At 72.4% G+C, this 22,735-nt stretch carries 18 protein-coding genes and 1 pseudogene; 9 read left to right on the top strand and 10 right to left on the bottom strand.

The window, feature by feature from the left end; all coding sequences use genetic code 11:
* Window positions 1–33 precede the first annotated feature (33 nt).
* The 5 genes from pstA to ACZ7G3_RS32715 form a co-directional block, all read right to left on the bottom strand.
* Window positions 34–1,089 carry a phosphate ABC transporter permease PstA gene (gene pstA, locus ACZ7G3_RS32695; protein WP_470930027.1) on the bottom strand — a complete coding sequence of 352 codons (1,056 nt, stop codon included), beginning with the start codon at window positions 1,087–1,089 and terminating at the stop codon, window positions 34–36.
* Window positions 1,086–2,099, bottom strand: a complete 1,014-nt coding sequence (pstC, locus tag ACZ7G3_RS32700) for a phosphate ABC transporter permease subunit PstC (protein ID WP_470930029.1) — start codon at window positions 2,097–2,099, stop codon at window positions 1,086–1,088. The genes pstA and pstC overlap by 4 nt, the downstream gene beginning before the upstream one ends.
* 130 nt (window positions 2,100–2,229) lie before the next feature.
* Window positions 2,230–3,357: a phosphate ABC transporter substrate-binding protein PstS gene (gene pstS / locus ACZ7G3_RS32705; RefSeq protein WP_470930031.1), complete on the bottom strand. Its 1,128-nt coding sequence runs from the start codon at window positions 3,355–3,357 to the stop codon at window positions 2,230–2,232.
* A gap of 433 nt (window positions 3,358–3,790) precedes the next feature.
* A complete protein-coding gene (locus ACZ7G3_RS32710; protein ID WP_470930033.1) occupies window positions 3,791–5,038 on the bottom strand; it encodes a CHAD domain-containing protein in 1,248 nt (415 codons plus the stop codon).
* A complete protein-coding gene (locus tag ACZ7G3_RS32715) occupies window positions 5,019–7,259 on the bottom strand; it encodes an RNA degradosome polyphosphate kinase (protein ID WP_470930035.1) in 2,241 nt (746 codons plus the stop codon). Before ACZ7G3_RS32715 ends, ACZ7G3_RS32710 begins: the two co-directional genes overlap by 20 nt.
* A 477-nt stretch (window positions 7,260–7,736) precedes the next feature.
* Here ACZ7G3_RS32715 and ACZ7G3_RS32720 point away from each other — a divergent pair, with 477 nt between their 5' ends.
* The 5 genes from ACZ7G3_RS32720 (at window position 7,737) to ACZ7G3_RS32740 (ending at window position 12,288) form a co-directional block, all read left to right on the top strand.
* Window positions 7,737–8,279, top strand: coding sequence for an RNA polymerase sigma factor (locus tag ACZ7G3_RS32720; protein WP_398136042.1), 543 nt, complete (start codon window positions 7,737–7,739; stop codon window positions 8,277–8,279).
* Window positions 8,276–9,133 carry a cupin domain-containing protein gene (locus ACZ7G3_RS32725; RefSeq protein ID WP_470930037.1) on the top strand — a complete coding sequence of 286 codons (858 nt, stop codon included), beginning with the start codon at window positions 8,276–8,278 and terminating at the stop codon, window positions 9,131–9,133. Before ACZ7G3_RS32720 ends, ACZ7G3_RS32725 begins: the two co-directional genes overlap by 4 nt.
* A gap of 82 nt (window positions 9,134–9,215) precedes the next feature.
* Window positions 9,216–10,079 carry an ABC transporter ATP-binding protein gene (locus ACZ7G3_RS32730; RefSeq protein ID WP_470930039.1) on the top strand — a complete coding sequence of 288 codons (864 nt, stop codon included), beginning with the start codon at window positions 9,216–9,218 and terminating at the stop codon, window positions 10,077–10,079.
* Complete coding sequence (locus tag ACZ7G3_RS32735) at window positions 10,076–11,593, top strand: ABC transporter permease (RefSeq protein ID WP_470930041.1); 1,518 nt, start codon at window positions 10,076–10,078, stop codon at window positions 11,591–11,593. Before ACZ7G3_RS32730 ends, ACZ7G3_RS32735 begins: the two co-directional genes overlap by 4 nt.
* Window positions 11,594–11,598: 5 nt before the next feature.
* Window positions 11,599–12,288 (top strand): ABC transporter, encoded by a 690-nt coding sequence (locus tag ACZ7G3_RS32740; RefSeq protein ID WP_470930043.1) that lies wholly within the window; start codon window positions 11,599–11,601, stop codon window positions 12,286–12,288.
* 150 nt (window positions 12,289–12,438) lie between these two features.
* Here the strand turns inward: ACZ7G3_RS32740 and mshD are convergent, their stop codons facing one another.
* Complete coding sequence (gene mshD, locus ACZ7G3_RS32745) at window positions 12,439–13,368, bottom strand: mycothiol synthase (RefSeq protein WP_470930044.1); 930 nt, start codon at window positions 13,366–13,368, stop codon at window positions 12,439–12,441.
* A gap of 255 nt (window positions 13,369–13,623) precedes the next feature.
* Here mshD and ACZ7G3_RS32750 point away from each other — a divergent pair, with 255 nt between their 5' ends.
* Window positions 13,624–15,456 carry a bifunctional metallophosphatase/5'-nucleotidase gene (locus ACZ7G3_RS32750; RefSeq protein WP_470930046.1) on the top strand — a complete coding sequence of 611 codons (1,833 nt, stop codon included), beginning with the start codon at window positions 13,624–13,626 and terminating at the stop codon, window positions 15,454–15,456.
* A gap of 269 nt (window positions 15,457–15,725) precedes the next feature.
* On the opposite strand, the gene ACZ7G3_RS32755 is transcribed toward ACZ7G3_RS32750, so the two are convergent.
* Window positions 15,726–17,822 (bottom strand): pectinesterase family protein, encoded by a 2,097-nt coding sequence (locus tag ACZ7G3_RS32755; protein WP_470930048.1) that lies wholly within the window; start codon window positions 17,820–17,822, stop codon window positions 15,726–15,728.
* 279 nt (window positions 17,823–18,101) lie between these two features.
* On the opposite strand from ACZ7G3_RS32755, the pseudogene ACZ7G3_RS32760 reads away from it, so the two are divergent.
* The 3 genes and pseudogenes from ACZ7G3_RS32760 to ACZ7G3_RS32770 form a co-directional block, all read left to right on the top strand.
* Window positions 18,102–18,299 (top strand): annotated as a pseudogene (locus tag ACZ7G3_RS32760) (helix-turn-helix domain-containing protein); the annotation flags it as partial.
* Between the two features lie 241 nt (window positions 18,300–18,540).
* A complete protein-coding gene (locus ACZ7G3_RS32765; protein ID WP_279563814.1) occupies window positions 18,541–18,828 on the top strand; it encodes a hypothetical protein in 288 nt (95 codons plus the stop codon).
* A complete protein-coding gene (locus ACZ7G3_RS32770; protein ID WP_470930050.1) occupies window positions 18,825–19,223 on the top strand; it encodes a hypothetical protein in 399 nt (132 codons plus the stop codon). Before ACZ7G3_RS32765 ends, ACZ7G3_RS32770 begins: the two co-directional genes overlap by 4 nt.
* Here the strand turns inward: ACZ7G3_RS32770 and ACZ7G3_RS32775 are convergent.
* The 3 genes from ACZ7G3_RS32775 to ACZ7G3_RS32785 all read right to left on the bottom strand — a co-directional run bounded on the left by ACZ7G3_RS32775 (window position 19,214) and on the right by ACZ7G3_RS32785 (window position 22,684).
* Complete coding sequence (locus ACZ7G3_RS32775; protein WP_470930052.1) at window positions 19,214–20,662, bottom strand: sensor histidine kinase; 1,449 nt, start codon at window positions 20,660–20,662, stop codon at window positions 19,214–19,216. The two genes, ACZ7G3_RS32770 and ACZ7G3_RS32775, sit on opposite strands and share 10 nt — an antisense overlap.
* On the bottom strand, window positions 20,659–21,399 hold the full coding sequence (locus tag ACZ7G3_RS32780; protein WP_426601839.1) for a response regulator transcription factor: 741 nt from the start codon (window positions 21,397–21,399) through the stop codon (window positions 20,659–20,661). Before ACZ7G3_RS32780 ends, ACZ7G3_RS32775 begins: the two co-directional genes overlap by 4 nt.
* 130 nt (window positions 21,400–21,529) lie before the next feature.
* Window positions 21,530–22,684 (bottom strand): S1C family serine protease, encoded by a 1,155-nt coding sequence (locus ACZ7G3_RS32785; protein WP_470930054.1) that lies wholly within the window; start codon window positions 22,682–22,684, stop codon window positions 21,530–21,532.
* Window positions 22,685–22,735 lie beyond the last annotated feature (51 nt).

Raw genomic sequence — 22,735 nt, forward strand, 5'->3', positions numbered from 1 at the left:
AGCGGCCGGCCGTGCGGCTGAGCCGCATAGATGTCACTTCGGGGCCTTCCAGCGGGCGATGCCGCGGGCCACCAGGTTGAGGACCATGATGAACGCGATGAGCGTCAGGGCCGCGGCCCACGCACGGTCGTACGCCGCGCCGGCGCCGCCGCTGTTGGAGTACTGCAGATAGATGTACATCGGCAGTGATTCCTGCGCGTCCTGGAACGGGTTCGCGTTGATGAAGTCCGTGCCCCAGACCAGCAGCAGCACGGGGGCCGTCTCGCCGGTGATGCGGGCGATGGCCAGCATGACGCCGGTGGTGATGCCGCCGATCGACGTCGGCAGGACCACCTTCAGGATCGTGCGCCACTTCGGCACGCCGAGCGCCAGGGACGCCTCGCGCAGCTCGTTCGGGACGAGCTTGAGCATCTCCTCGGTGGAGCGGACGACCACCGGGATCATCAGGATCGACAGGGCCAGCGAACCGGCGAAGCCGGACGGGCCCATGTCCAGCATCAGGATCCACGTACTGAGGATGAACAGACCCGCGACGATCGACGGGATGCCCGTCATGACGTCGACGAAGAAGGTGACGGCCTTGGCGAGCTTGCCGCGCCCGTACTCGACCAGGTAGATCGCGGTCAGCACACCGACCGGCACGGAGATCACCGCGGCGATGCCGACCTGCTCCAGGGTGCCGAGGATGGCGTGGTAGATGCCGCCGCCCACCTCGGCGTCGGCGACCACGCCCATCGAGTGGGTGAGGAAGTAGCCGTCGAGGACCTTCACGCCGCGCTTGACGGTCGCCCAGACCAGGGAGGCCAGCGGGACCACGGCCACGATGAACGCGACCCACACCATGCTGGTCGCCACGCGGTCCTTGGCCTGCCGTCCGCCCTCGACGCGCGCCGAGATGACGTACGTGCCGAGGACGAAGAGGACGGCGGCCATCAGGGCCCACTGGATGCTGCTGTCCAGCCCGGCCGCGGTGCTGATGCCCAGCCCGGCGGCGATCGAGCCGGCGGCGACCGCCCAGAGGAACCACTTGGGCAGCGTGGCGCCGCGCAGGGAGCTGCCGTTCCTGGGGGTAAGGGTTGCGTTGCTCATGCGTTGGCCCCCGAGTACTCCTTGCGGCGGGCGATGATCATCCGGGCCGCGCCGTTGACCAGCAGGGTGATGACGAAGAGGACGAGACCGGAGGCGATCAGCGCGTCACGGCCCATCTCGCTCGCCTCGTTGAACTTGCTGGCGATGTTCTGGGCGAAGGTGCCGCCGCCCGTGTCGAGCAGGCTGAGGTTGATCTCGAAGCTGGAGGAGAGCACCATCGCCACGGCCATCGTCTCGCCGAGCGCGCGGCCGAGGCCGAGCATCGAGGCGGAGATGACGCCGGAGCGGCCGAAGGGCAGCACCGACATGCGGATGACCTCCCAGCGCGTGGCGCCGAGGGCCAGGGCGGCTTCCTCGTGCATGCGCGGGACCTGCCGGAAGACCTCACGGCTGACGTTGGTGATGATCGGCAGGATCATGATCGCGAGCAGGATGCCCACGGTGAACAGCGAGCGCGGCGCGCCGTCGTTCCACTCGAAGATGCCGGTCCAGCCGAGGTAGTCGTCCAGCCAGCCGAAGAGCCCCTCCATGTGCGGCACGAGGACGAGCGCGCCCCACAGGCCGTAGACGATCGAGGGCACGGCGGCGAGCAGGTCGATCACGTACCCGATCAGGCCGCCCAGCTTGCGCGGCGCGTAGTGCGTGATGAACAGGGCGATGCCGACCGCGATCGGGACCGCGACGGCCATGGCGATGACCGACGACACGACGGTGCCGAAGGCCAGGACCGCGATGCCGAACTCCGGCGGCATGCCGGTCGGGTTCCACTCGAAGGTGGTGAAGAAGTTGGCCTCGTTCTCGCTGATGGCGATCGAGGCCCGGTAGGTGAGGAAGGCCGCGATGGCGGCCATGATGACCAGCACGAGGATGCCGGAACCGCGGGAGAGCCCGAGGAAGATCCGGTCGCCGGGGCGGGTGGCGCCGCGTGCGGCGCGCTTGGCCTCGGCCTCGGAGGGCTGCTGCGGTACGGGTGCTGGTGCGGGCTTGTGGGGATCAGTGGTTATGTCCATCGGGTTCTCCGGTCTGCGGAGCCGTCCTGCGTGGCGGCTCGGGCGGAGCCGCCCCGTCTCGGGGGCTCCTGGCGGCGGTGCACCGGACGGTGCGGTCCGGCCCCCGCGTGGAGGCCGGACCGCACTCGGGTCAGCTCAGGCCCGTGATGGTGTCGCGGACCTTGGTGATGATCTCGGTCGGCATCGGGGCGTAGCCGGCGTCCTTCAGCAGGCCCTGACCGTCCTCCGAGGCGATGTAGTTCAGGAAGGACTTGGTGGCGGGCAGGCTCTCGGCCTTGTTGCCCTTGTCGCAGACGATCTCGTAGGTGACGAGGACCAGCGGGTAGGCACCGTCGGCGCTCGGCGTGTAGTCCAGCTCCAGCGCGAGGTCCTTGCCGGTGCCGACGACCTTGGCCGCGCCGATGGCGGCGGTGGCGTTGTCGACGGTGGCCTTGACCGGCTCGGCGGCCTCGGTCTTGATGTCGACGGTCTTCACGCCGTCCTTGGCGTACGACAGCTCGAAGTACGAGATGGCGCCGGAGGTCTGCTTCACCTGCTGGGCGAGGCCCGAGGAGCCCTGTGCGGACTGGCCGCCCTTGGCCTCCCAGGACTTGCCGCCCTCGTACTTCCAGTCCTGGGGCGCGGCGGCCTTCAGGTACTTGGTGAAGTTGTCCGTGGTGCCGGACTCGTCCGAGCGGTGGAAGGCCTGGATCTTGAGGTCGGGCAGCTTGGCCTCGGGGTTGAGCTTGGCGATCGCCTCGTCGTTCCAGTTGGTGATCTTGCTGTCGAAGATCTTGGCGAGCGTCGGGGCGTCCAGGGCGAGCGTGTCGACGCCGGGGACGTTGAAGCCCACGGCGATCGGGCCGCCGACCATCGGCAGGTCGATGGCCTGGCCGTCCTTGCAGACTTCCTTGGACTTCGCGATCTCGTCGGGCTTCAGCGCCGAGTCCGAGCCGGCGAAGGCGGTCTGGCCCTGGAGGAACGCGGTGATGCCCGCGCCGGAACCGGTCGGGTTGTAGTTGAGCTGTACGTCCTTGCAGGCCGCGACGTACTGCTTGACCCAGGCGTCGATCGCGTTCTTCTGCGCGGACGAGCCGGAGGCCTGGAGCTGGCCCTTGGCGTCCTCGCACTTGATGTTGCTGTTGGCGGCGGCGCTGGCGTCACCGCCGCTGCTGTTGCCACCGGTGTCGTCGGAGCCGCACGCCGTGAGGGCCAGGGCGCCGGAGACGGCGAGAGCACCGAGAGCGAGGGCCCGCCGGTTCATGCGCTGAAGCTTCACTGAGGGAGTTCCTTCCAGGAGCCGCCGTCCTGAATCCGGCGGCGTGCGAGGAGTGGCGTTGAAGACGATCAAGACTGGGTGAGGCTGGGTGACGCTGGGCGATACGGACGCGTTTTCGGGATGCGCCCCGTATCGGCTAAGGCCGAAATTAGGCAGAACAGGTGAAGGCGCCGATGGGCGTAAATGAACGGGGGGTGAACCCCTGTGGACGGTGCGGTGAGGTCACGGAACGCTTACGCTGAGGACACGGTGGGGTTCCGGCCGGGCGCGTCGCGAGCAGGGCGCGCCGACGAGGGGCCGGTACCGGCTTCCGCGCCTGTCCTCGCATGCGGCGTCGGTCCTGGCATGCGGCATCGGTCCTGTGTGCGGTGTCGGTCCGGTGGCTGGCGTCGGTCCGGTGGGCGGCCGCCCGTCCGGTGGGCGGCGCCCCGGCCTACGGCAGCTTGACGGGTTCCTTGCGCCAGCTGTGCTGGAACGCGTACCTCGCCGCCTCCACCTCATGCCGCTGGTCGGCGTGGAGCACGCCGAGCGCGTACGCCGTCGCCGGGGCGATGCGCGGCGTACGGGCGGCCTGGGCCGCGGCCGCGGCGGCCTCCGAGGCGTCGCGGTGGCGGTCCAGGGCCTCCCCGGCGGCCAGCAGGCGTACGTCCAGGATGTCCTCGGTGTCCCCGGCGTCGTCGCCGGCCAGCACTTCGAGTGCGTACCGGTGCAGGCGCAGCAGCAGGCGGACCTGGTGCCACGGGGCGTCCTGGGGGTGCGGGACCGGGTTCGGGGAGAGGCCGTGGATCAGTGCCTCCGCGTTGTACGGACTCCCCGCGGTGACGAGGGGGAGCGCGGCCACCGCGTCGGAGAGGCGGGCCGCCGCGGCGGCGGCCAGGGGGCGGAGGTCGGTGGGGGAGGCGGTGGTGCCCGCGACGCCCGCGAGGGCCGGCGAAGTGGATGCGGAGGTGGCCGGGCCGGCCGCGGTGGCCGTCGCGGTACCGGGTGCGGCGGACCCGGGGGCCCTCAGCGGGACCTCGCTGGCCAGTAAGGCGACCTTGTCGGCCACCGCGTGGAAGCGGCTGCTGCCCAGCGCCTGGAGGGCGGTGGAGTGCGCCCGGGTGCGGGCCAGGGTCAGCTGGCGGTCGAGCAGCGCGCCCGCCTTGGCCGCGCCGACGGTGAGGTTGCCGCGGTCCGGGGCTGCCGGGTGGGCGGCGGACGCGGCGAAGGACCCGGCGGCGGCCCGGCCGGCCGGCTGCTGGGCCGGGAGCGCCGCCGAACCGGACAGCCGGTGCAGGGCCTGGAGCAGGCGCTCCAGGCGGGACGCGTACCCGTGCTCCATCGCCAGCGTGCCGGACAGCCAGGCCAGCTCGGGGCGCATGCCCTCCGCCCAGTCGGGATCCAGCAGCGGCTGGAAGGTGTGCAGGGTGGCGCTGAGGCGGCGGGCCGCCCGGCGCAGGGAACGGACGGCGTCCACGGGGCCGTCGGGGTCGCCGGACGCGGTCGCCCTGCCGGTGCCGTGCGCACCGTTCGCGTTCCCCCCGGCGCCCGCCCCCGTGCCCGACTCGCGGTGCAGGCGCAGGGCGCGGAGGAACTCCGTGGCCTGGGCGCGCAGGTAGTTCGTGAGGGCGTCCACGTCCGCGGGTGCCGGCGGCCCGGCGGCGGTCGTGGGGTCCGTCGGTTCAAGGTGTCGCTGTGCCACGCCGGCGCCTCCGGGCGTCTATGAGCATCTCCTGGACGTTGCGCAGGGGCTGGCCGTCCGCATCGGTCGCGCGCCGGGTCCACTCACCGTCCGGGCCGAGGTGCCAGGAGGCGGTCCCGTCGGACATGCCGGTCTCCAGCAGCCGGTTGAGGGCCGCCCGGTGGGCCGGGTCGGTGACCCGGACCAGCGCCTCTATCCGGCGGTCGAGGTTGCGGTGCATCATGTCGGCGCTGCCGAACCAGACCTCCGGCTCGCCGCCGTTGCCGTAGGCGAAGACCCGCGAGTGCTCGAGGAAGCGGCCGAGGACCGAACGGACCCGGATGTTCTCCGACAGGCCCGTCACCCCCGGGCGCAGCGCGCAGATGCCGCGCACCCACACGTCCACCGGGACACCGGCCTGGGACGCGCGGTAGCAGGCGTCGATCACGGCCTCGTCGACCATCGAGTTGACCTTGATGCGGACGTAGGCGGGGCGGCCGGCGCGGTGGTGCTGGATCTCCTTGTGGATCCGGGACACCAGGCCGTCGCGCAGGGACTTGGGCGCGACGAGGAGGCGGCGGTAGGTCTCGCGGCGGGAGTAGCCGGAGAGGCGGTTGAACAGGTCGGAGAGGTCCGCGCCGACCTGCGGGTCCGCGGTGAGCAGGCCCAGGTCCTCGTAGAGGCGGGCCGTCTTCGGGTGGTAGTTGCCGGTGCCGACGTGGCTGTAGCGGCGCAGCGTCTCGCCCTCCTGGCGGACCACCAGCGACAGCTTGCAGTGGGTCTTCAGGCCGACCAGCCCGTAGACGACGTGGCAGCCGGACTCCTCCAGCTTGCGGGCCCACTTGATGTTCGCGTGCTCGTCGAAGCGGGCCTTGATCTCGACCAGGACGAGGACCTGCTTGCCGGACTCGGCCGCGTCGATGAGCGCGTCGACTATCGGGGAGTCGCCGGAGGTGCGGTACAGCGTCTGCTTGATCGCGAGGACGTCGGGGTCGGCGGCGGCCTGCTCCAGGAAGGCCTGGACGGAGGTCGAGAAGGAGTCGTACGGGTGGTGGAGGAGTACGTCGCGGCTGCGGAGGGCGGCGAAGACGTCCGGCGCGGAGGCGGACTCGACCTCGGCCAGGTCACGGTGGGTGCCCGCGACGAACTTCGGGTACTTCAGCTCGGGGCGGTCGATGCCCGCGATGCGGAAGAGGCCGGTGAGGTCGAGGGGGCCGGGGAGCGGGTAGACCTCGGCCTCGCCGATCTTCAGCTCGCGGACCAGGAGGTCCAGGACCTCGCGGTCGACCGACTCCTCGACCTCGAGGCGGACGGGCGGGCCGAAGCGGCGCCGCATGAGTTCCTTCTCGAGCGCCTGGAGGAGGTTCTCGGCGTCGTCCTCCTCCACTTCGAGGTCCTCGTTGCGGGTGAGGCGGAAGGCGTGGTGCTCCAGGACCTCCATGCCGGGGAACAGCTCTTCGAGGTGGGCGGCGATGACGTCCTCGATGGGGACGTAGCGGCCCGGGGACGCTTCCAGGAAGCGGGAGAGCAGCGGCGGGACCTTGACGCGGGCGAAGTGGCGGTGGCCGGTGACGGGGTTGCGTACGACGACCGCGAGGTTGAGGGAGAGGCCCGAGATGTACGGGAAGGGGTGCGCCGGGTCGACCGCGAGGGGGGTGAGGACCGGGAAGATCTGGTGCCGGAAGAGGGTGAAGAGGCGGGCCTGCTCCTTCTCCGCGAGTTCGTTCCAGCGGACCAGGTGGATGCCCTCCTCGGCGAGCGCCGGGGCGACGTCCTCGTGGAAGCAGGCGGCGTGCCGGGCCATGAGTTCGCGGGAGCGGGCCCAGATCATCTCCAGGACCTCGCGGGGCTGGAGGCCGGAGGCGGAGCGGGTGGCGACACCGGTCGCGATGCGGCGCTTGAGGCCGGCGACGCGGACCATGAAGAACTCGTCCAGGTTGCTGGCGAAGATCGCGAGGAAGTTCGCGCGCTCGAGGAGCGGGGTGTTCGGGTCCTCGGCGAGTTCGAGGACGCGCTCGTTGAACGCGAGCCAGCTGCGCTCGCGGTCCAGGAAGCGGCCCTGCGGGAGCTGGGCGCCGCCGGCCTGGGACTCCTCCGACTCCTCGTAGCCGTCGAGGTCGGCGTCGATGTCGGGTTCCAGGTCGGAGACCGTGGCGGCCACGGTGTGCGGGCGGTGCGCGGCGATGGAGCCCACGGAGGGCTGTGTGTGCTGGACCTCTGCCTGGGTGTTCGGCTGCCTCATGAACCCATTCTTCCGCGCCACGCGCAGGACAGGCGCGTCGGAAGGCGCGTGATGCTCTGCTCCTGGTGGCTCCGGCACGGTCGGCTTCATTCGGTGAGCGTCGCAAGGCTGTCTGAATCGATGGTTACGGGGACATGACGTGTGGGATAGCGGCGGGCTTCCGACGGTGGTGTCCGCCGGCGCCTGCGGCGGGCTGGACGGGGTCGGCCTGCGTCCGTGCCGGGTAGTGGGGACGACGTCCGGGCGCCCGCGTGCGCGCCGGGCGACTGGATGACGGGCCCGTGTGTTCGTGCGGGGCGAGCGGGCGATGTGGCCGTGTGTTCGCGCGGGGCGAGCGGGCGGCGTGGCCGTGTGTCCGCGCGGGATGAGCGGGCGGCGTTCGCGTGGGGCGGCCGGGTGGTGTGCCCGCGTTCCCCGCACGGGATTTCCGCCTGCGATCGTGTGAACCGGTTGGCCGGGGTCGTCCGATGAGGAGACGTGAGCGAAACGAGAAGCGACGGGGAGCTGCTGCGGGCCGTCGCGGCGGATGCCGACCGGCGTGCCTTCGAGGAGCTGTACCGCCGGTACGCCCCCTGGCTGACCGCCCGTATGCGCAGCCGCTGCGCCGACGCCGGTGTCGTCGACGACGTCGTACAGGAGACCTTCCTCGCGGTGTGGCGGGGCAGTGCGCGCTACCGGGAGGAAGGCGACGTGGCCGGCTGGCTGTGGCGGATCGGATCGCGGCGGCTGGTCGACGTCCTGCGCGGCGACGGTGCGCGGGGCCGGCTGCGGCAGGCACTGGCGCGGCTGCGGCACCGGGACGAGGTCTCCGCCGAGGAGCGGGTGCTCGCCGGTGTCGAGCACGGTGACCTCGCCGGCGCGCTCGTCCGGCTCTCCCCGGAGCTGCGCGCGGTGCTCCAGGCCACCGTCATCGACGGGCTGACCACCCGTGAGGCGGCCGTCCTGCTCGGCATCCCGCCGGGCACGGTCAAGACGCGGGCGATGCGCGCCCGCCGGCAGCTGCGGGAGGCGCTGGCATGAGTATCGAGGAAAGCCGTCGCCGGGACACCTGGCACGTGGACGAGGACGACCTGCGGGCCTACGCCCGGGGCGAGCTGGCCGCGCCCGCGCTGTGGTCCGCCGACGCCCACCTGACCGCCTGCCCCCACTGCCGCGGCGTCCTCGCCGGGGTGAGCGACGCCGCCGCTCTGGACGTGGGGTGGGAGCGGCTCGACGCCGAGCTGGACGCACCCCGGCCGGGCTGGTTCGAGGGGCTGCTGGTGCGGTGCGGCGTCGGTGACGGCACCGCGCGGCTGCTCGCGGCCACCCCCGTACTGCGCCGGTCCTGGCTCGGCGCGGTCCTCGCCGTGCTGCTGATGACCTTCACCGTCGCCTTCGCGGCCTCCGGCACGCCCACCCTCTTCCTCGCCCTCGCCCCGCTGCTGCCGCTGGCCGGGGTGGCGCTCGCCTACGGGCCCGCGCTGGACCCGACGTACGAGATGGCGGTCGTCTCGCCGATGCACGGCTTCCGGCTGCTGATGATCCGTACGGTCGCCGTGCTGGCCGTCGCGCTCGCGGTGAACGGGTCGGCGACCCTCGCCCTGCCGGGATACGGGCTGCGCGCCCTGTCCTGGCTGCTGCCCGGGCTGGCGCTCACCGCGACCGGGCTCGCGCTGGCGCCCCGGCTGGGTCCGGTCCTGGCGCCCTCCGCGGTCGCGGGGGCGTGGGTGGCGCTGCTGTTCGCCGCGGACGCGGCACGAGCGGCCGAGGACAGTCCGCTGGCGCCGTTCACCGCGGCCGGGCAGGGCGTGTCCGGGCTGGTGGCCGTGCTGGGTGCCGGGCTGCTGTTCCTGTTCCGCGACCGGTTCGACGTCTCGGCGCGGGGTGCCGCGTGAGTCCTGTCTTCTCCCCTTCCTTCTCCTTTTCCGTCTCCCTCTTCCTTTTCCTCCTCGTCCCCTTTCCGTCCGGGAGCGCCGTATGACCCACCCCACTGTTTCCGCCTCCGGGCTCAGCCTTCATTACGGCCGCACCCGCGCCCTCGACGACGTGTCGCTGCGGCTGACCCCGGGCGTCACCGGGCTGCTCGGGCCCAACGGGGCCGGCAAGACCACGCTGCTGCGGGTGCTCGCCACCGCCGTGCCCGCCGACCGGGGCGCGTTCACCGTGCTCGGGCACGACCCGGGGACCGCGCGCGGACGGCAGGAGGTGCGGCGGCGGCTCGGGTACCTGCCGCAGACGCCCGGCTTCCATCCGGACTTCACCGCCTTCGAGTTCGTCGACTACGTCGCGGTCCTGAAGGAGCTGGCGGACCGTGGCGCCCGCCACCGTGAGGTGCGGCGGGTGCTGGACGAGGTCGATCTGGGCGAGGTGCGCGGGCGGAGGATCAAGAAGCTGTCCGGGGGCATGCGGCAGCGGGTCGCGCTCGCGGCCGCGCTGGTGGGCGACCCCGGGTTCCTCGTGCTCGACGAGCCGACCGTCGGTCTGGACCCGGAGCAGCGGATGCGGTTCCGGGAGCTGATCGCCGGGGCGGGGGAAGGGCGGACCGTCCTGCTGTCCACCCACCAGACCGAGGACGTGGCGATGCTCTGCCACCGGGTCGTCGTCATGGCCGCCGGAGCGGTGCGGTTCGACGGCACCCCGGCCGAACTGACCGCGCGGGCCGCCGGGCGCGTGTGGAGCAGCAAGGAGAAGGATCCGGGCGCGAAGGCCGGGTGGCGTACCGGCACCGGGTCCTTCCGGAACGTGGGCGATCCGCCCGCCGGAGCGGAACTGGTCGATCCCACCCTCGAAGACGGCTACCTGCTCGCCCTCGACGGCGCCGGCACGGAGGTGGCCGCGTGAGCGCCGTGCTGGCCCAGGCCCCGCCCGCCGTCGGGAACGAACCGCGCGGCGGTACGCGGGCCGTGCTCGCCCTGGCCCGGTTCGAGGCGCGCCGGCTGCTGTTGAGCATCCCGGTCGTCATCGCCTTCGTGGCGTACGTCGCGTGGATCGTCTGGCGTACCCGGAGCTCCTGGGACGGTCACCCGGCGTTGCAGGACGTCGACCGCGCCACCCAGAGCATGCCGATGCTCGTCGGCCTCGCCGTCCTGCTGTCCGCCAACATCGCCGTCCTGCGCTCCGAACGGCACGGCACCGAACCCCACTTCGCGGTGCTGGTGCTCGCGCCCTGGCGCCGTACGGTGGCCCACGCGCTGTCCGTCGTACCGGCCGCCCTGCTCACCGCGGTGTGCGTGGCCGGGCAGTTCACCTGGGAGGCCGTCAAGCCGGGTGCGATCGGGCACGGTTCGCCGGCCGAGCTGCTCGTCGGGCCGCTGACGGTGCTGCTGTCCGGGACGGTCGGGGTGCTGCTGGCCCGGTTGGTGCGGTCGGCGCCCGCCGCGCCGCTGCTGCTGGTCGTCCTGCTGTTCACGCTCGTTCTCGGGACGGGGCCGGGCGGTGCGAGCGGACTGTCGTGGCTGGCACCGGTCGTCGCCGACATCAGCTCCAACACCCTGCCCTCCGACCTGCTGGGGCGGCCCGCGGCCTGGCACGCCCTGTACCTGGCGGGCGCGGGCCTGTGCGCGGCCTTCCTCGCGGTCCTCCTCGCCGGTGGCCGGAACCTGGCCGTCCGGGCGGGCGTCGCGCTGACCCTCGCGCTGGCGGTGACGGGCGGGGTCCTGCAGGCCCGGGGCGTGTCGCCGTCGCCGGAGCTGACCGCGGCCCGCGAACGGGCCTCGGTGCGGCCCGAGCACACCTGCGTCGAGCACGGCGGGTCGACGTACTGCGCCTTCCCCGAGTGGGTGCCCCGCACCGGCACCTGGGCCGGGGTAGTGGACCGGGTCCAGTCCCTCGCGGGCGGCTCCGCGCACGACCGGCGGCTCGTCGTACGGCAGCGGATCGACGCCCGGTACGGGCTGGAGGGCGACGCCGCGATCCCCGCGCTGGCCGACGCGCACCAGGTGACCGTGGGCACCGCCTGGGGCGGCAACCGGGTCCCCGAGTTCTCCAGCGCCGTCGCCGCGGTCCTCGTCGCGGGCACGGAGAAGGCGGGGAGCGAGATCTGCGACGGGCGGATGGTCACCCTCATGTGGCTCTCCCTGAGCTGGCAGGACGACCCGGTGAACGCCCTGCGCCGGGTCCGCCTCGACGACAGTGTGGAGGGCTCGGCGATCGTCCTGTCGCCCACCGACCCGCTGTCCATGACGGAGGGCCAGACGGACGTCGTACGGCGTCTGCTGGAGAAGCCGCGCCCCGGTGTCGGGGACCGGGTGAAGGCGCACTGGGCCGAGCTGACCGCCCCGGGCGTCACGACCGCCCGGGCCGCCGAACTGCTGGGCGTCGCCGGGCCGGAGAAGGCGGACTCGTGCGAGGAGTGAGAGGAGTGACACGGGCCCTGGCCGGCCCGGTGTGGCGCACGCTGCCGCGGCGGGCCCTGGCCGCGGCCGGAACCCTCGGGCTGCTGGTCGCGGCCGCGCCGGTCGTCGTCGGAGCGGAACCGACGCCCTCGCAGACGCTCACCCTGCTGCGGGGGACCGCCCTGATCGGCGCGCTCGCCCTGGCCTTCCTGCTGGACGACCCGGCCCGGCACCTCACCGTTCCCGTCCCGGTCCGGCGCTCGCTGCGGCAGGCGCTGCGGGTCGCCCTGGTCGCACCGCTCGCCGCGCTGTGGTGGACGGCCGTACTGCTGCTCACCCCCTCGGCGAACCGGCCCCCGGCCGGTGACATCACCCTGGAGGCGGCGGCGCTGGGCGCACTCGCACTCGCCGGTGCCGCGACGGCGGTACGGCTGACGGACGAGGCGCGTCCGGGTCCGGCCGTCGCGGCGGCCCTGCTGCTCATGGCGGTTCTCGCGCCCCTGCTGACGCCGGAGGACTGGGCGTTGGCCGTGCCGCCCGAGGACCCGCGGTGGCCGGCGGCGCACGACCGGTGGGCGGTGCTGCTGGCGGCGGTGGCCGTGGTGTGGGGGGTGTGCGGGCCGGAGCCGCTGGGGCGGGGGAGGAGGCGGTTCCGCCGAGCCGGCGGACCGGCTCGGGGCCGGACCACCACCTCGAAGCCGGCGGACCGGCATTAGGGCCGGATCACCACGTGGGGCCGGACCGCCGCCACGTGGGGCCGGACCGCCGCCATGTGGGGCCGGATCGCCGCCACATGGGGCCGGACCAGCACATGGGGCCGGACCAGCACCTGGGACCGGACCGCCACGTGGGGCCGGACCGCCACCTCACGTCTCCGTTCGGTACATCAGGTCCGTCTCGTGGGTGACGAAGCCCAGGCGCTCGTAGACGGACACCGCGGCCTTGTTGTCGGCGTCGACGTACAGCATCGCCGTGGGCAGTCCCCGCTCCGCCAGGTGCCGCAGGCCGATGGTGGTCAGGGCCTTGCCGAGGCCGCCGCCCTGGGCGTCGGGGCGGATGCCGAGGACGTACACCTCACCGAGCCGCTCCTCGGCGTGCTCCTTGGTCCAGTGGAAGCCGATCAGCTCGCCGTCCCGCTCGGCCAGGAAGAACCCCGCCGGGTCGAACCACGCCTCGGCCTTGCGGTCGTCGAGGTCCCGCTGGGTGAGGGAGCCCTGCTCGGGGTGGTGGGCGAAGGCGGCGGCGTTCACCGCGAGCCAGGCCGCGTCGTCCTGCCCCGGCACGAAGGTACGGACGGTCACGCCCTCGGGCAGGCGCGGGTCGGGCAGGTCCAGGCCGGTCAACGGGCGCCGCAGCTGCCGCAGTTCGCGGAACAACGTCAGGCCGAGCACCTGTGCGAGGTGCCGGGCGGCGGAGTGGCCGCCGTGCGCCCAGACCCGCAGCCGCTTGCCGGAGGCGGCGAGTAGCGCGGAGCCCAGCGCCCGCCCGTGCCCCTGGCCCCGGTGCGAGGGGTGGACGACCAGTTCGGCGGCCGGCGGCTCCACCGGGTCGGTGCCCTCCAGCTGGGCGTAGCCGAGGAGTTCTCCGCCGTCCACGGTGAGCAGCAGGTGCGCGATGCCCTCCCGCGCGGGGCCGCGCAGTTGCAGCCGTCCCTGCTCGGACACGGCCTGCTGCCCGTCGCTGCGGGCGGCCTCGCTGAGCAGGGCGAGGACCGCCTCGGTCTGCTCCGGAGAGAGTTCGGCGAGGGTCTCGATCGAGCGGGTGCGGCCGGGCCGCACGGTGTCGTCGCTGGTCATGCGTACGAGCGTAAAGGGCGGGCGCGGCAAAGCGGCGGTAGCCGGGGGCGGGCCGCCGGGACGGACCGGGGGGGACGGGTCCGCGGGACAGGCCGGGGGATGGATCGGGGGAGGGGCAGGAAAGGGGCCGACGGCGGGATACACCAGGATGTGACCCGGGACCCCCTGTCGCGCTACGCGCGTTGACTCTAGGCTGCTGCGCCGACGAGCCGTCTCCTCAGCGGCTCGCGCTCACGCACACCCACAGGGGGGCGCATGCCAGCCACAGCACCGTCGCACCAACCGCGCCGCAGACGCCGTACGACCCGTCTCCTCGCCGCTGCCGCCACCGTCGTCACCGCCGGGGCGCTCGCCGCCGCGACGCTGCCCGCGTCGGCGAACGCGGGCGAGCGGGACCGGGGCCACGGCGGTCACAAGCCCGATCACCGGCCTGGCCGCTACCAGGACGTCCAGCTCCTCTCCTTCAACGACCTGCACGGCAACCTCGAACCGCCCGCCGGCTCCTCCGGCCGGGTCACCGAGCTCCAGCCGGACGGCACGACGAAGACGGTCGACGCGGGCGGCGTCGAGTACCTCGCCACCCACCTGCGGGAGGCCCGCAAGGGCAACCGCTACTCCATCACCGCCGCCGGCGGCGACATGGTCGGCGCGTCCCCCCTCCTCTCCGGCCTCTTCCACGACGAGCCGACCATCGAGGCGCTGAACGCCCTCGACCTGGACGTGACGAGCGTCGGCAACCACGAGTTCGACGAGGGTGCAAGGGAACTGGCCCGCCTCCAGAACGGCGGCTGCCACCCCACCGACGGCTGTTACACGGACAAGGAGTTCAAGGGCGCCGACTTCCCGTACCTGGCGGCGAACGTCCTGGACGAGAAGACGAAGAAGCCCCTCCTGAAGCCGTACTGGGTGTGGAAGCAGAAGGGCGTCAAGGTCGGCTTCATCGGCGTGACCCTGGAGGGCACCCCGGACATCGTCTCGGCGGAGGGCGTCAAGGGCCTCACCTTCAAGGACGAGGTCGAGACGATCAACAAGTACGCCAAGGTGCTCCAGCGCCAGGGCGTGAAGTCGATCGTCGCCCTGGTCCACGAGGGCGGCTTCCCGGCCTCGTCCTCCTACAACTACGACTGCGACTCCCCGGGCGCCGGCGACGGCATCTCCGGCCCGATCGCCGACATCGCGAAGAACGTCACGCCCCAGGTCGACGCGCTGGTCACCGGCCACACCCACGCGGCGTACGTCTGCACGATCCCCGACCCGGCGGGCAAGCCCCGCACGGTCACGTCGGCCGCGTCCTTCGGCCGCCTCTACACGGACACCACGCTGACCTACGACCGCGCGACGGGTGACATCGCCCGTACGGCGGTGAAGTCGGCGAACCACGTGGTCACGCGGGACGTCCCGAAGGCGCCGGACATGACCCGCCTGATCGACAGGTGGGGCACCCTCGCCGCCCCGATCGGCAACCGCCCGGTCGGCTACATCTCCGGCGACATCAACCGCGACGGCACCGAGTCCCCGCTCGGCGACCTGATCGCCGACGCGCAGCTCGCCCACGGCAGGTCCCTGGACCCGGAGACCGACCTGGCCCTGATGAACCCGGGCGGCATCCGGGCGCCCCTCACCTACGCGGCCACGGGCGGCGAGGGCGACGGCGTCGTCACGTACGCCGAGGGCTTCACCGTCCAGCCCTTCGCCAACACGGTGAACCTCAAGGACTACACGGGCGCCCAGCTGATCCAGGTCCTCAAGGAGCAGGTCAGCGGCCCGAACGAGGCGGCCCCGAAGATCCTCCAGGTCTCGTCCGGCCTCACCTACACCCTGGACCTGACGAAGACGGGCGCGGACCGCGTCGTCACGGACTCCATCCGCCTGAACGGCGCGCCCATCGACCCGACGGCGTCGTACCGCGTCGCGTCGAACAGCTTCCTCGCGGGCGGCGGCGACGGCTTCCCCACCCTGGGCGAGGGCGCGAACGAACTCGTCGGCGCGGACGACCTGACGGCGCTGGAGCAGTACCTGACGGCCAACTCGTCGGCGACCGCCCCGATCGCCCCGCCGGCGGCCGACCGGATCACGGTCGTGCGGTAACCGCTCACCGGCTCCGGAAAGGGGCCCGGCACCCATGGCAGGCCTTACGAGCCCCGCGGGTGCCGGGCCCCTTCTTCCTGCTCCGGCCCGGGTCCGCCGGGCACGCGCGCACGATGACCGCGGCGGGCCGGTGGCGGTGCCTTCCTCCGGAACGAGTACGAATGGGCGTGCGCGTTCACGGTGCGCTCATGTGAGCGCACCGTGAACAGTTGGCCTGTTTTGTCACCGCGATCGGGAAGGTCCCCTGCGCGCGGCCGGGCGTCCTGGCCCTACGACGCCGTGGGCACCCAGCCGCCCAGCCAGTCCGCGACCTCCTGGCCGGCCGCCTGGCCGGCGGTGAGCTGGGGGCGGTCGGCGCTCGCGGGGCCCGCGCCGGGGCCCGTGTTGCGGTACTCGGCGAAGCGGTCGTCCTTCCAGGAGAAGCCGCTCATGTCGGTCCAGGGCGCGGACTTGACCGCGGCGCTCAGGGTGGTGTCGCGGACCGTGGTCTGCGGGTCGAGGCTCGCGTCACCGCCCGCGTGCCAGGGGCGGCCGAGGTGGAAGGAACCGGCCGAGACGTCGCCGCCGACGGCGGAGCGGCTGATCAGGATGCCCTTGCGGTGGGCCGGGGTGCTGGGCGCGGTGACGTAGCCGGCCGAGGTGCCGTTCCAGCGTTTCTTCAGGGTGATGACCGACCGGTCGATCACGGCCGTCGCCCGGCCGAAGATGAAGTCGACGTTGCCGACGACGTAGGAGTTCCTCATGTAGACGCGGCCGAGCCTGTCCTTGGCAGCCGTGTCCAGCAGCAGGGTGTCCTGGTCACCGGTGACGATCACGCCGTCCAGGAAGACCCTGTCGGCCGCCGTGCGCAGGGCCACCGCCTGGTGGCCGGAGAGGGACTGGTGCGCGGCCTCGTCGAAGTCGTTGGCGATGGTCAGGTTGCGGGCCTGGAAGTCATCGGCCTCGACGGCGACCGTCGCGCTGCCGGACGTGCCGTAGGTGCCGGAGCCGTCGGGCTTGGGCGTCCCGGCCGCGTTGCCGTAGGTGATCACGGTGTCCTTGCGGCTGCCGCCCGTGCCCTCGATGGTCACGTGGGGCTTGTCGGACGGCACCTTCACCGTCTCGCGGTACGTCCCCGGTTTCACGGCGATGAGGACCCGGGAGGTGCTGTTCGCGGGGACGGCGTTCACGGCGGCCTGGACGGTCCGGTACTGGCCGCTGCCGTCCTTGGCGACCGTGAGCGTGGCCGCCGCCTTCGTGCTCGCACCGCTCGCACCGCTCGCACCGCTCGTGGCGTTCGTGACGCCGATCGAGGGGCGCGGGCCCGCGCCCGACCTGAGCAGCGCCGGCACGTCTGCGGCCCGGTCGGGCGTGTAGGCGTAGAACTTCCTCGGGTCGAAGGCCGCCCCGCCGCTCTCGTTGCGGCCCGAGGTGCCCGAGAAGACGTTGCCGCGCTGGACGAGCGTCGCGGTGGCGTCCTTGGTGACGGGGTTGCGCACGCCCTGGAAGTAGCTGTTCTCCAGGACCATCGACGTCCTGCCGCGCGCGTAGTTGCCGTAGGAGGAGGTGATGTCCGTGCCCGGCGCGTCCTCCAGGAAGTTGTTGTAGAGGTGCGCGTGGGCGGCGTTGTCGGTGGACGGGTTGCGCTGCTCGGTCTCGCGGAACCAGTTGTGGTGGATGGTGATGTCCGTGGTGACGTTGTCCGTCCAGCCGATGCCGAACGTCTTGTTGTTGTCGCTCAGTCTGTTCCAGGACACCGTCACGTAGGTGCTGTCCTTGCGGACGTCGATCAGTCCGTCGGCCATGTGCCGCAGGTCGTTGTGGTCGATCCAGACGTGGTGCGCGCCGTCCATCTGGATGGCGTCGAAGTCGTGCTCCTTGTCGTTCCAGACGCCCTGGTAGGAGTCCCGGATCGTCAGGTTGCGGATGATCACGTTGTGCACGCCGGTGCCGAGGAAGAAACCGCCGCCGACGATCTGCCCGGAGGTGCCGGCGCCGACGATGGTCTTGTCCGACCGGACCTTGATCTCCTTGCCGACGGGCGCCATGTCGATGGTCCCGGCGACGACGATGACGTACGGCTTCTCGGCCGTCGCGTACTTCTCCAGCTCCGCCTGCGTCCGTACGGTCACCGTCTCGCCGTCCCGGCCGCCGTACGTGCCGTTCTGCCCGAGGGCGTCGACCGAGGCGAAGCCGTCGGCGGTGGCGGTCGCCCAGGCCGGTGCGGCGGCCGTCGCGGCGGACGCCCGCTGTGCGCCGGAGCCGAGCACGCCGAGGTCCGCTCCGTACGCCAGCGTCCCCGCGGCGGTCAGGGCCAGCGGGACCCCGACGGCCAGGGCCTTCCTGCCTTTGCGGTGCCGGGGTTTGCTGCGGTGCTGCTCGCTCATGGGCGTTCCGTTCCACGTGGGGATGGTCCGCTGCTCAGTCGCCGCCCCGCCCGCGAAGGTTGCCGCCCGCCGGCCGGGGGAGACGCCGGCCCCGGCTGACCGCGACCCGCAGCACGTCCTCCAGCGACTCCGTCGCCCTAGTCAACGCGAACCGCACGGCCCGCTTCGGAGCCGCGGCCAGCGGCTATTACCGTTCGTGCTCTGATCGTCACTCGCTGCGCGTACGCTGCGAAAGAGGCCAGACGTTGCCTGGGCGGCGGACAATCGGGGAGGGCAGGCATGGACGAACACCCGCTCGACGAAGGGCAGTCGAGGCGCGCCGAGCTGGGTGCGCCGCTCCGGATACTCCGCGAGAAGGCGGGCAAGTCGCTTGGCCAGTTGGCCGAGGAGACCTCGTACGACAAGAGCTACCTGTACCGCCTGGAGAAGGGTGAACGGCTCTCCAAGCGGGCGGTCATGGAGGACCTGGACAGGTACTGACGTCACCTCCTCAAGTGTGGGCTGGGCGTGCTCGGGGCACAAGCAACGCGATCACGGTAAGTACGGGGTTGTATCCGGCTGGCGATCGCGGCTAGGTCGTTGCTGGTGATGAAGGCGGCGCCGGAGCCGAGGGGCGCGGAGCCGAAGGCGTCAAGCGGGGCGAGCGTCGTAGACACCTTGGGGTGAAGGGAGCGGCGGGCGGCGACCCCCTGGGTTGTAATGTGGCTATGGTGGTGCCATGGCAGAGAACACGACCATTCAGGTGTCACGCCAGGCCCGCGACCACCTCGCGCAGGTCGCCAAGGAGCGGGGCATGACCCTAGGCCAGCTGGTGGAGCAGCTGGCCTCGGAACAGCCGACGGCGGAGCAGATCGCGGAGCGGGTGGCGGCCACGCGCACGGTGCTGCGTGAACGGCTGGGCTGCACACTCAGCGACGAGGAGTTCGAGAGCGGACCGAACGTGCTGGCCAACATCTACGCGATGGCGGCGGACAAGACCCGGGCCCTCGGGGAGCAAGCCGCGTGATCATTCTCGACGCGGGTGCGGCCCTGGCGCTCGCCCATGGCCATGAGGCCCTCCATCGCCTCGCCGACAACGTCGCTCACACGCCGGGTGACTGGCTGCATCTCCCGGCGCTGTGCCTCATGAAGGCCGAGGAGAGCGAGGCGAACGTCGGAGGCGCGCTGATGGCGCTTCCGGGCCTGCACGTCGATCCGCTCGGCCAGGTCGCGGCCATCACTGTCGGCGGGATGGTGCGGGACGGCTGGGGCGGTGCGGATACGTGTCACGCGCTCTACGTTGCGACGCCGCACCTGGACTCGGGAGGCATGTCGATCATCCTGACCGGGCAGGAGGATCTCTACCCACCGGGCTTCCTCACCGTCGGCATCGACGCCCCCGGCATGCTCGGCTACCACTGACCCCCGTCGGCCGCGGTCGTCTCCGGCGGTGGTACCGGCGCCCCCGGCAGCCGCACGGTCGCCACGGTTCCGCCGGCACCGTCCTCGGCCGGGGTCAGGGTCACCTCGCCGCCCCCCTGCTGCACCGTCCGCGCCACGATCGACAGGCCGAGGCCCGAGCCGGGCAGGGCGCGTGCGCTCGGTGAGCGCCAGAAGCGGTCGAAGACGTGCGGGAGTTCGTCGACGGGGATGCCGGGGCCGTGGTCGCGGACGGTGAGGACGCCGTCGGCGAGGCGTACGTCGACGGTGCCGGACTCGGGGCTGAACTTCACCGCGTTGTCCAGGACGTTGACGACCGCGCGTTCCAGGGCGGCCGGTTCCGCACGCACGTACCAGGGCCGTACGTCCGCTGTGATCGTCAGCTCCGGCCCGCGCAGGCGGGCGCGGCGCAGGGCCGACTCGACGACGTCGTGCCAGGCGAGGATGCGGGTGCGGCCCGTGTGCTGGCCGGTGTCGGGGCGGGAGAGTTCCTGGAGGTCGCCGATCAGGGCGGCCAGTTCCGTCATCTGGGCCTTGACCGAGGCGAGGAGCGCCTTGCGGTCGGCCTCGGGGATCGGGCGGCCGGTCTCCTCGCTGCGGGTGAGGAGTTCGATGTTGGTGCGCAGGGAGGTGAGAGGGGTGCGCAGTTCGTGGCCGGCGTCGGCGATGAGCTGCTGCTGCAAGTCGCGGGAGCTGGCCAGGGACGAGGTCATGCTGTTGAAGGAGCGGGAGAGGCGGGCGATCTCGTCCTCGCTGTCGTCCTCCACGGGGATGCGGACGGTGAGGTCCTCGGTGCGGGCCACGTGCTCCACGGCCCGGGTCAGTTCGTCGACGGGGCGCAGGCCGGTCCGGGCCACCCAGAGGCCGGCGGCACCCGCGCCGACGACACCGGCTCCCGCGACGAAGACGAGCACCAGCGCGAGGTTGCTGAGAGAGCCGTTCACCTCGCCCAGCGGACGCGCGGCGGAGACGGCGACGCCCGAAAGGTCGGGCACGGTGTAGGTGAAGACGCGGTACTGCGTGCCGTCCGACCCGGTGGCGTCGTGCAGCGCGTCGGAGGACGCGCCCTCGGCCACGGCGTGGTCGGCGTCGGTGAGCGGGACCTCCTCCGTGCCGATGATGAGGCAGCTGCCGCCCTTGCGGTCCACGAGCTGTACGGACGAGCCGAAGGGATTCTGCTCGTGGGTGACGGGGTCGTGGGCGCACAGGCCGGTGCGCAGGTTGACGTACTGGCTCACCTGCTGCCGGTCCATGCGGTTCGCCTTCAGCGCCTCGTCCAGCGAGTCCACCAGCACGCTCTTGACCACGAACCAGCACGCCACCGCCGCCGCCGTCACGGCGAACGCCACCGCCGCGGCCACCAGCATCGCCAGGCGCGAACGCAGCGGCAGCGTACGGAAGCGGCGGACCGGTCCTCTCACTCCGCGCCGCCCTGCCGCAGGACGTAGCCGACGCCGCGGACCGTGTGGACGAGGCGCGCCTCGCCGGCTGCCTCGGTCTTGCGGCGCAGGTACATGACGTACACGTCGAGGGAGTTGGAGGACGGCTCGAAGTCGAAGCCCCAGACCGCCTTCAGGATCTGCTCCCGGGTGAGGACCTGGCGCGGGTGCGCCATGAACATCTCCAGGAGGGTGAACTCGGTGCGGGTCAGCTCCACCGGACGTCCGCCCCGCGTGACCTCCCGCGTCGCCAGGTCCATGGTCAGGTCGGCGAAGGAGAGGGTGTCGTCGTCCTCGGCGGTGGCCTCGACGGCCGCCGCGTAGGAGCTGCGGCGCAGCAGGGCGCGGATACGGGCGAAGAGCTCGTCCAGCTCGAAGGGCTTGACCAGGTAGTCGTCGGCGCCGGCGTCCAGGCCGGTCACCCGGTCGCCGACCGTGTCGCGGGCCGTCAGCATCAGGATCGGGGTCGTGTCGCCCGCGCCGCGGATCCGGCGGGCGGCGGTCAGGCCGTCCATGCGGGGCATCTGGATGTCGAGGACGACCAGGTCGGGCCGGTAGGCCGCCGCCTTCTCCAGGGCGTCCGCGCCGTCGACGGCGACCTCGGTGCCGTACCCCTCGAAGGCGAGGCTGCGCTGGAGGGCCTCGCGGACCGCCGGCTCGTCGTCGACGATCAGGATGCGCTGGGTGTCACGGTCGCGGTCGCCGTCTGCGGGGCTCATGGCTCGGGGTCAGTCCTCGGGTGCGGTGGGATACGGGCGGTGGGTACGGGCGGTGGGTGCGGGCGGTGGGTCGGTGCGGGCTGCCAACGCCTTCAGCGTCGCACGTCGCGTCGTACGTTTCCGTACCCGCTCAGCCGTCGGCGCCCGCTCGCAGCGCGGGCAGGTCGGCCTTGACGGTGTTGACCGGGATGGCGAAGCCGAGGCCGACGCTGCCCGCACCGGCGGAGGACTCGGCCGACGAGTACATCGCGGAGTTGATGCCGATGATGTTGCCGTTCATGTCGATCAGCGCGCCGCCGGAGTTGCCCGGGTTGAGGGAGGCGTCGGTCTGGATCGCCTTGTACGTCGTCGTGGACGAGCCGGTGTCGCCGTTGAACTCCTGACCACCGAACTCGAACGGCCAGCCGCCGCCCTGCCGCTGCTGTTGCTGCTGCTGCCCCTCGTCCGTCGAGACGGTCACGTCACGGTCCAGGGCCGAGACGATGCCGCTGGTCACGGTGCCGGTCAGGCCCTCCGGGGAGCCGATCGCGACGACCTGGTCGCCGACCCCGACACCGTCGGAGTCGCCGAGCGTCGCCGCCTTCAGGCCGGAGGCGTTCTCCAGCTTGATCAGCGCGAGGTCCTTGCTGCTGTCGGTGCCGACGACCCGGGCGGCGTACTGCTTGCCGTCGCCGGTCGTCACCTTGACGGAGGAGGCGCCGGACACGACGTGGTTGTTGGTGATGATCTCGCCGTCGCCGGTGATGATCACGCCGGAGCCGGTGGAGGAGCCGGCGTTGGAGGTGGCGCTGATCTCGACGATGCTCGGGCTGACCGCCGCCGCGACCCCGGCGACCGTGCCCTTCTGACCGGCGGGCACCACGTTGGTGCTGGTGGCGCTGGAGACGACGGTGTCGCTGCCGGTCAGCTCCTGGATGCCGTACGCGGTGCCGCCGCCGACGGCCGCCGCGACGATCGCCACGGCCGCGAGCAGGGCGGCGGGGCCGCGACGGACCGTGCGCTTCCTGCGCGGCGGCTCGGGCTGCTCGAACTGGGCGGGCGGCTCGGGCTGTCCGGGCTGAGCGGCCTGCGTGGGCTGAGCGGCCTGCGTGGGCTGAGCGGCCTGCACGGGCTGTCCGGGCTGAGCAGCCGCCTGCGCGGGCCCGGCGGGCGGCTGCGCCGGCGGGGGCGGCCACTCGGGGTTGACGGGAGAGGAGGCGTGCTGCTGGGTGCCCTGGTACGGACTGCCGTACGGGTTCTCGTGCGCGTGCTCGTACTCGCCGCTGCGGCGGAGGCTCTCGGTCATGTTCATGAGCTTCCCGCCCCCGTATGAGAGCGGTCTGAGTGCTGCCTGAGA

The organism is Streptomyces sp. NPDC037271 (genome assembly GCF_055603605.1).

Coding starts and splice junctions, on each gene's coding strand:
- ACZ7G3_RS32755 (WP_470930048.1), bottom strand. CDS start 17,822: ATGAGCGAGCAGCACCGCAGCAAACCCCGGCACCGCAAAGGCAGGAAG.
- mshD (WP_470930044.1), bottom strand. CDS start 13,368: ATGACCAGCGACGACACCGTGCGGCCCGGCCGCACCCGCTCGATCGAG.
- ACZ7G3_RS32730 (WP_470930039.1), top strand. CDS start 9,216: ATGACCCACCCCACTGTTTCCGCCTCCGGGCTCAGCCTTCATTACGGC.
- pstA (WP_470930027.1), bottom strand. CDS start 1,089: ATGAGCAACGCAACCCTTACCCCCAGGAACGGCAGCTCCCTGCGCGGC.
- ACZ7G3_RS32765 (WP_279563814.1), top strand. CDS start 18,541: ATGGCAGAGAACACGACCATTCAGGTGTCACGCCAGGCCCGCGACCAC.
- ACZ7G3_RS32785 (WP_470930054.1), bottom strand. CDS start 22,684: ATGACCGAGAGCCTCCGCCGCAGCGGCGAGTACGAGCACGCGCACGAG.
- ACZ7G3_RS32715 (WP_470930035.1), bottom strand. CDS start 7,259: ATGAGGCAGCCGAACACCCAGGCAGAGGTCCAGCACACACAGCCCTCC.
- pstC (WP_470930029.1), bottom strand. CDS start 2,099: ATGGACATAACCACTGATCCCCACAAGCCCGCACCAGCACCCGTACCG.
- ACZ7G3_RS32725 (WP_470930037.1), top strand. CDS start 8,276: ATGAGTATCGAGGAAAGCCGTCGCCGGGACACCTGGCACGTGGACGAG.
- ACZ7G3_RS32750 (WP_470930046.1), top strand. CDS start 13,624: ATGCCAGCCACAGCACCGTCGCACCAACCGCGCCGCAGACGCCGTACG.
- ACZ7G3_RS32780 (WP_426601839.1), bottom strand. CDS start 21,399: ATGAGCCCCGCAGACGGCGACCGCGACCGTGACACCCAGCGCATCCTG.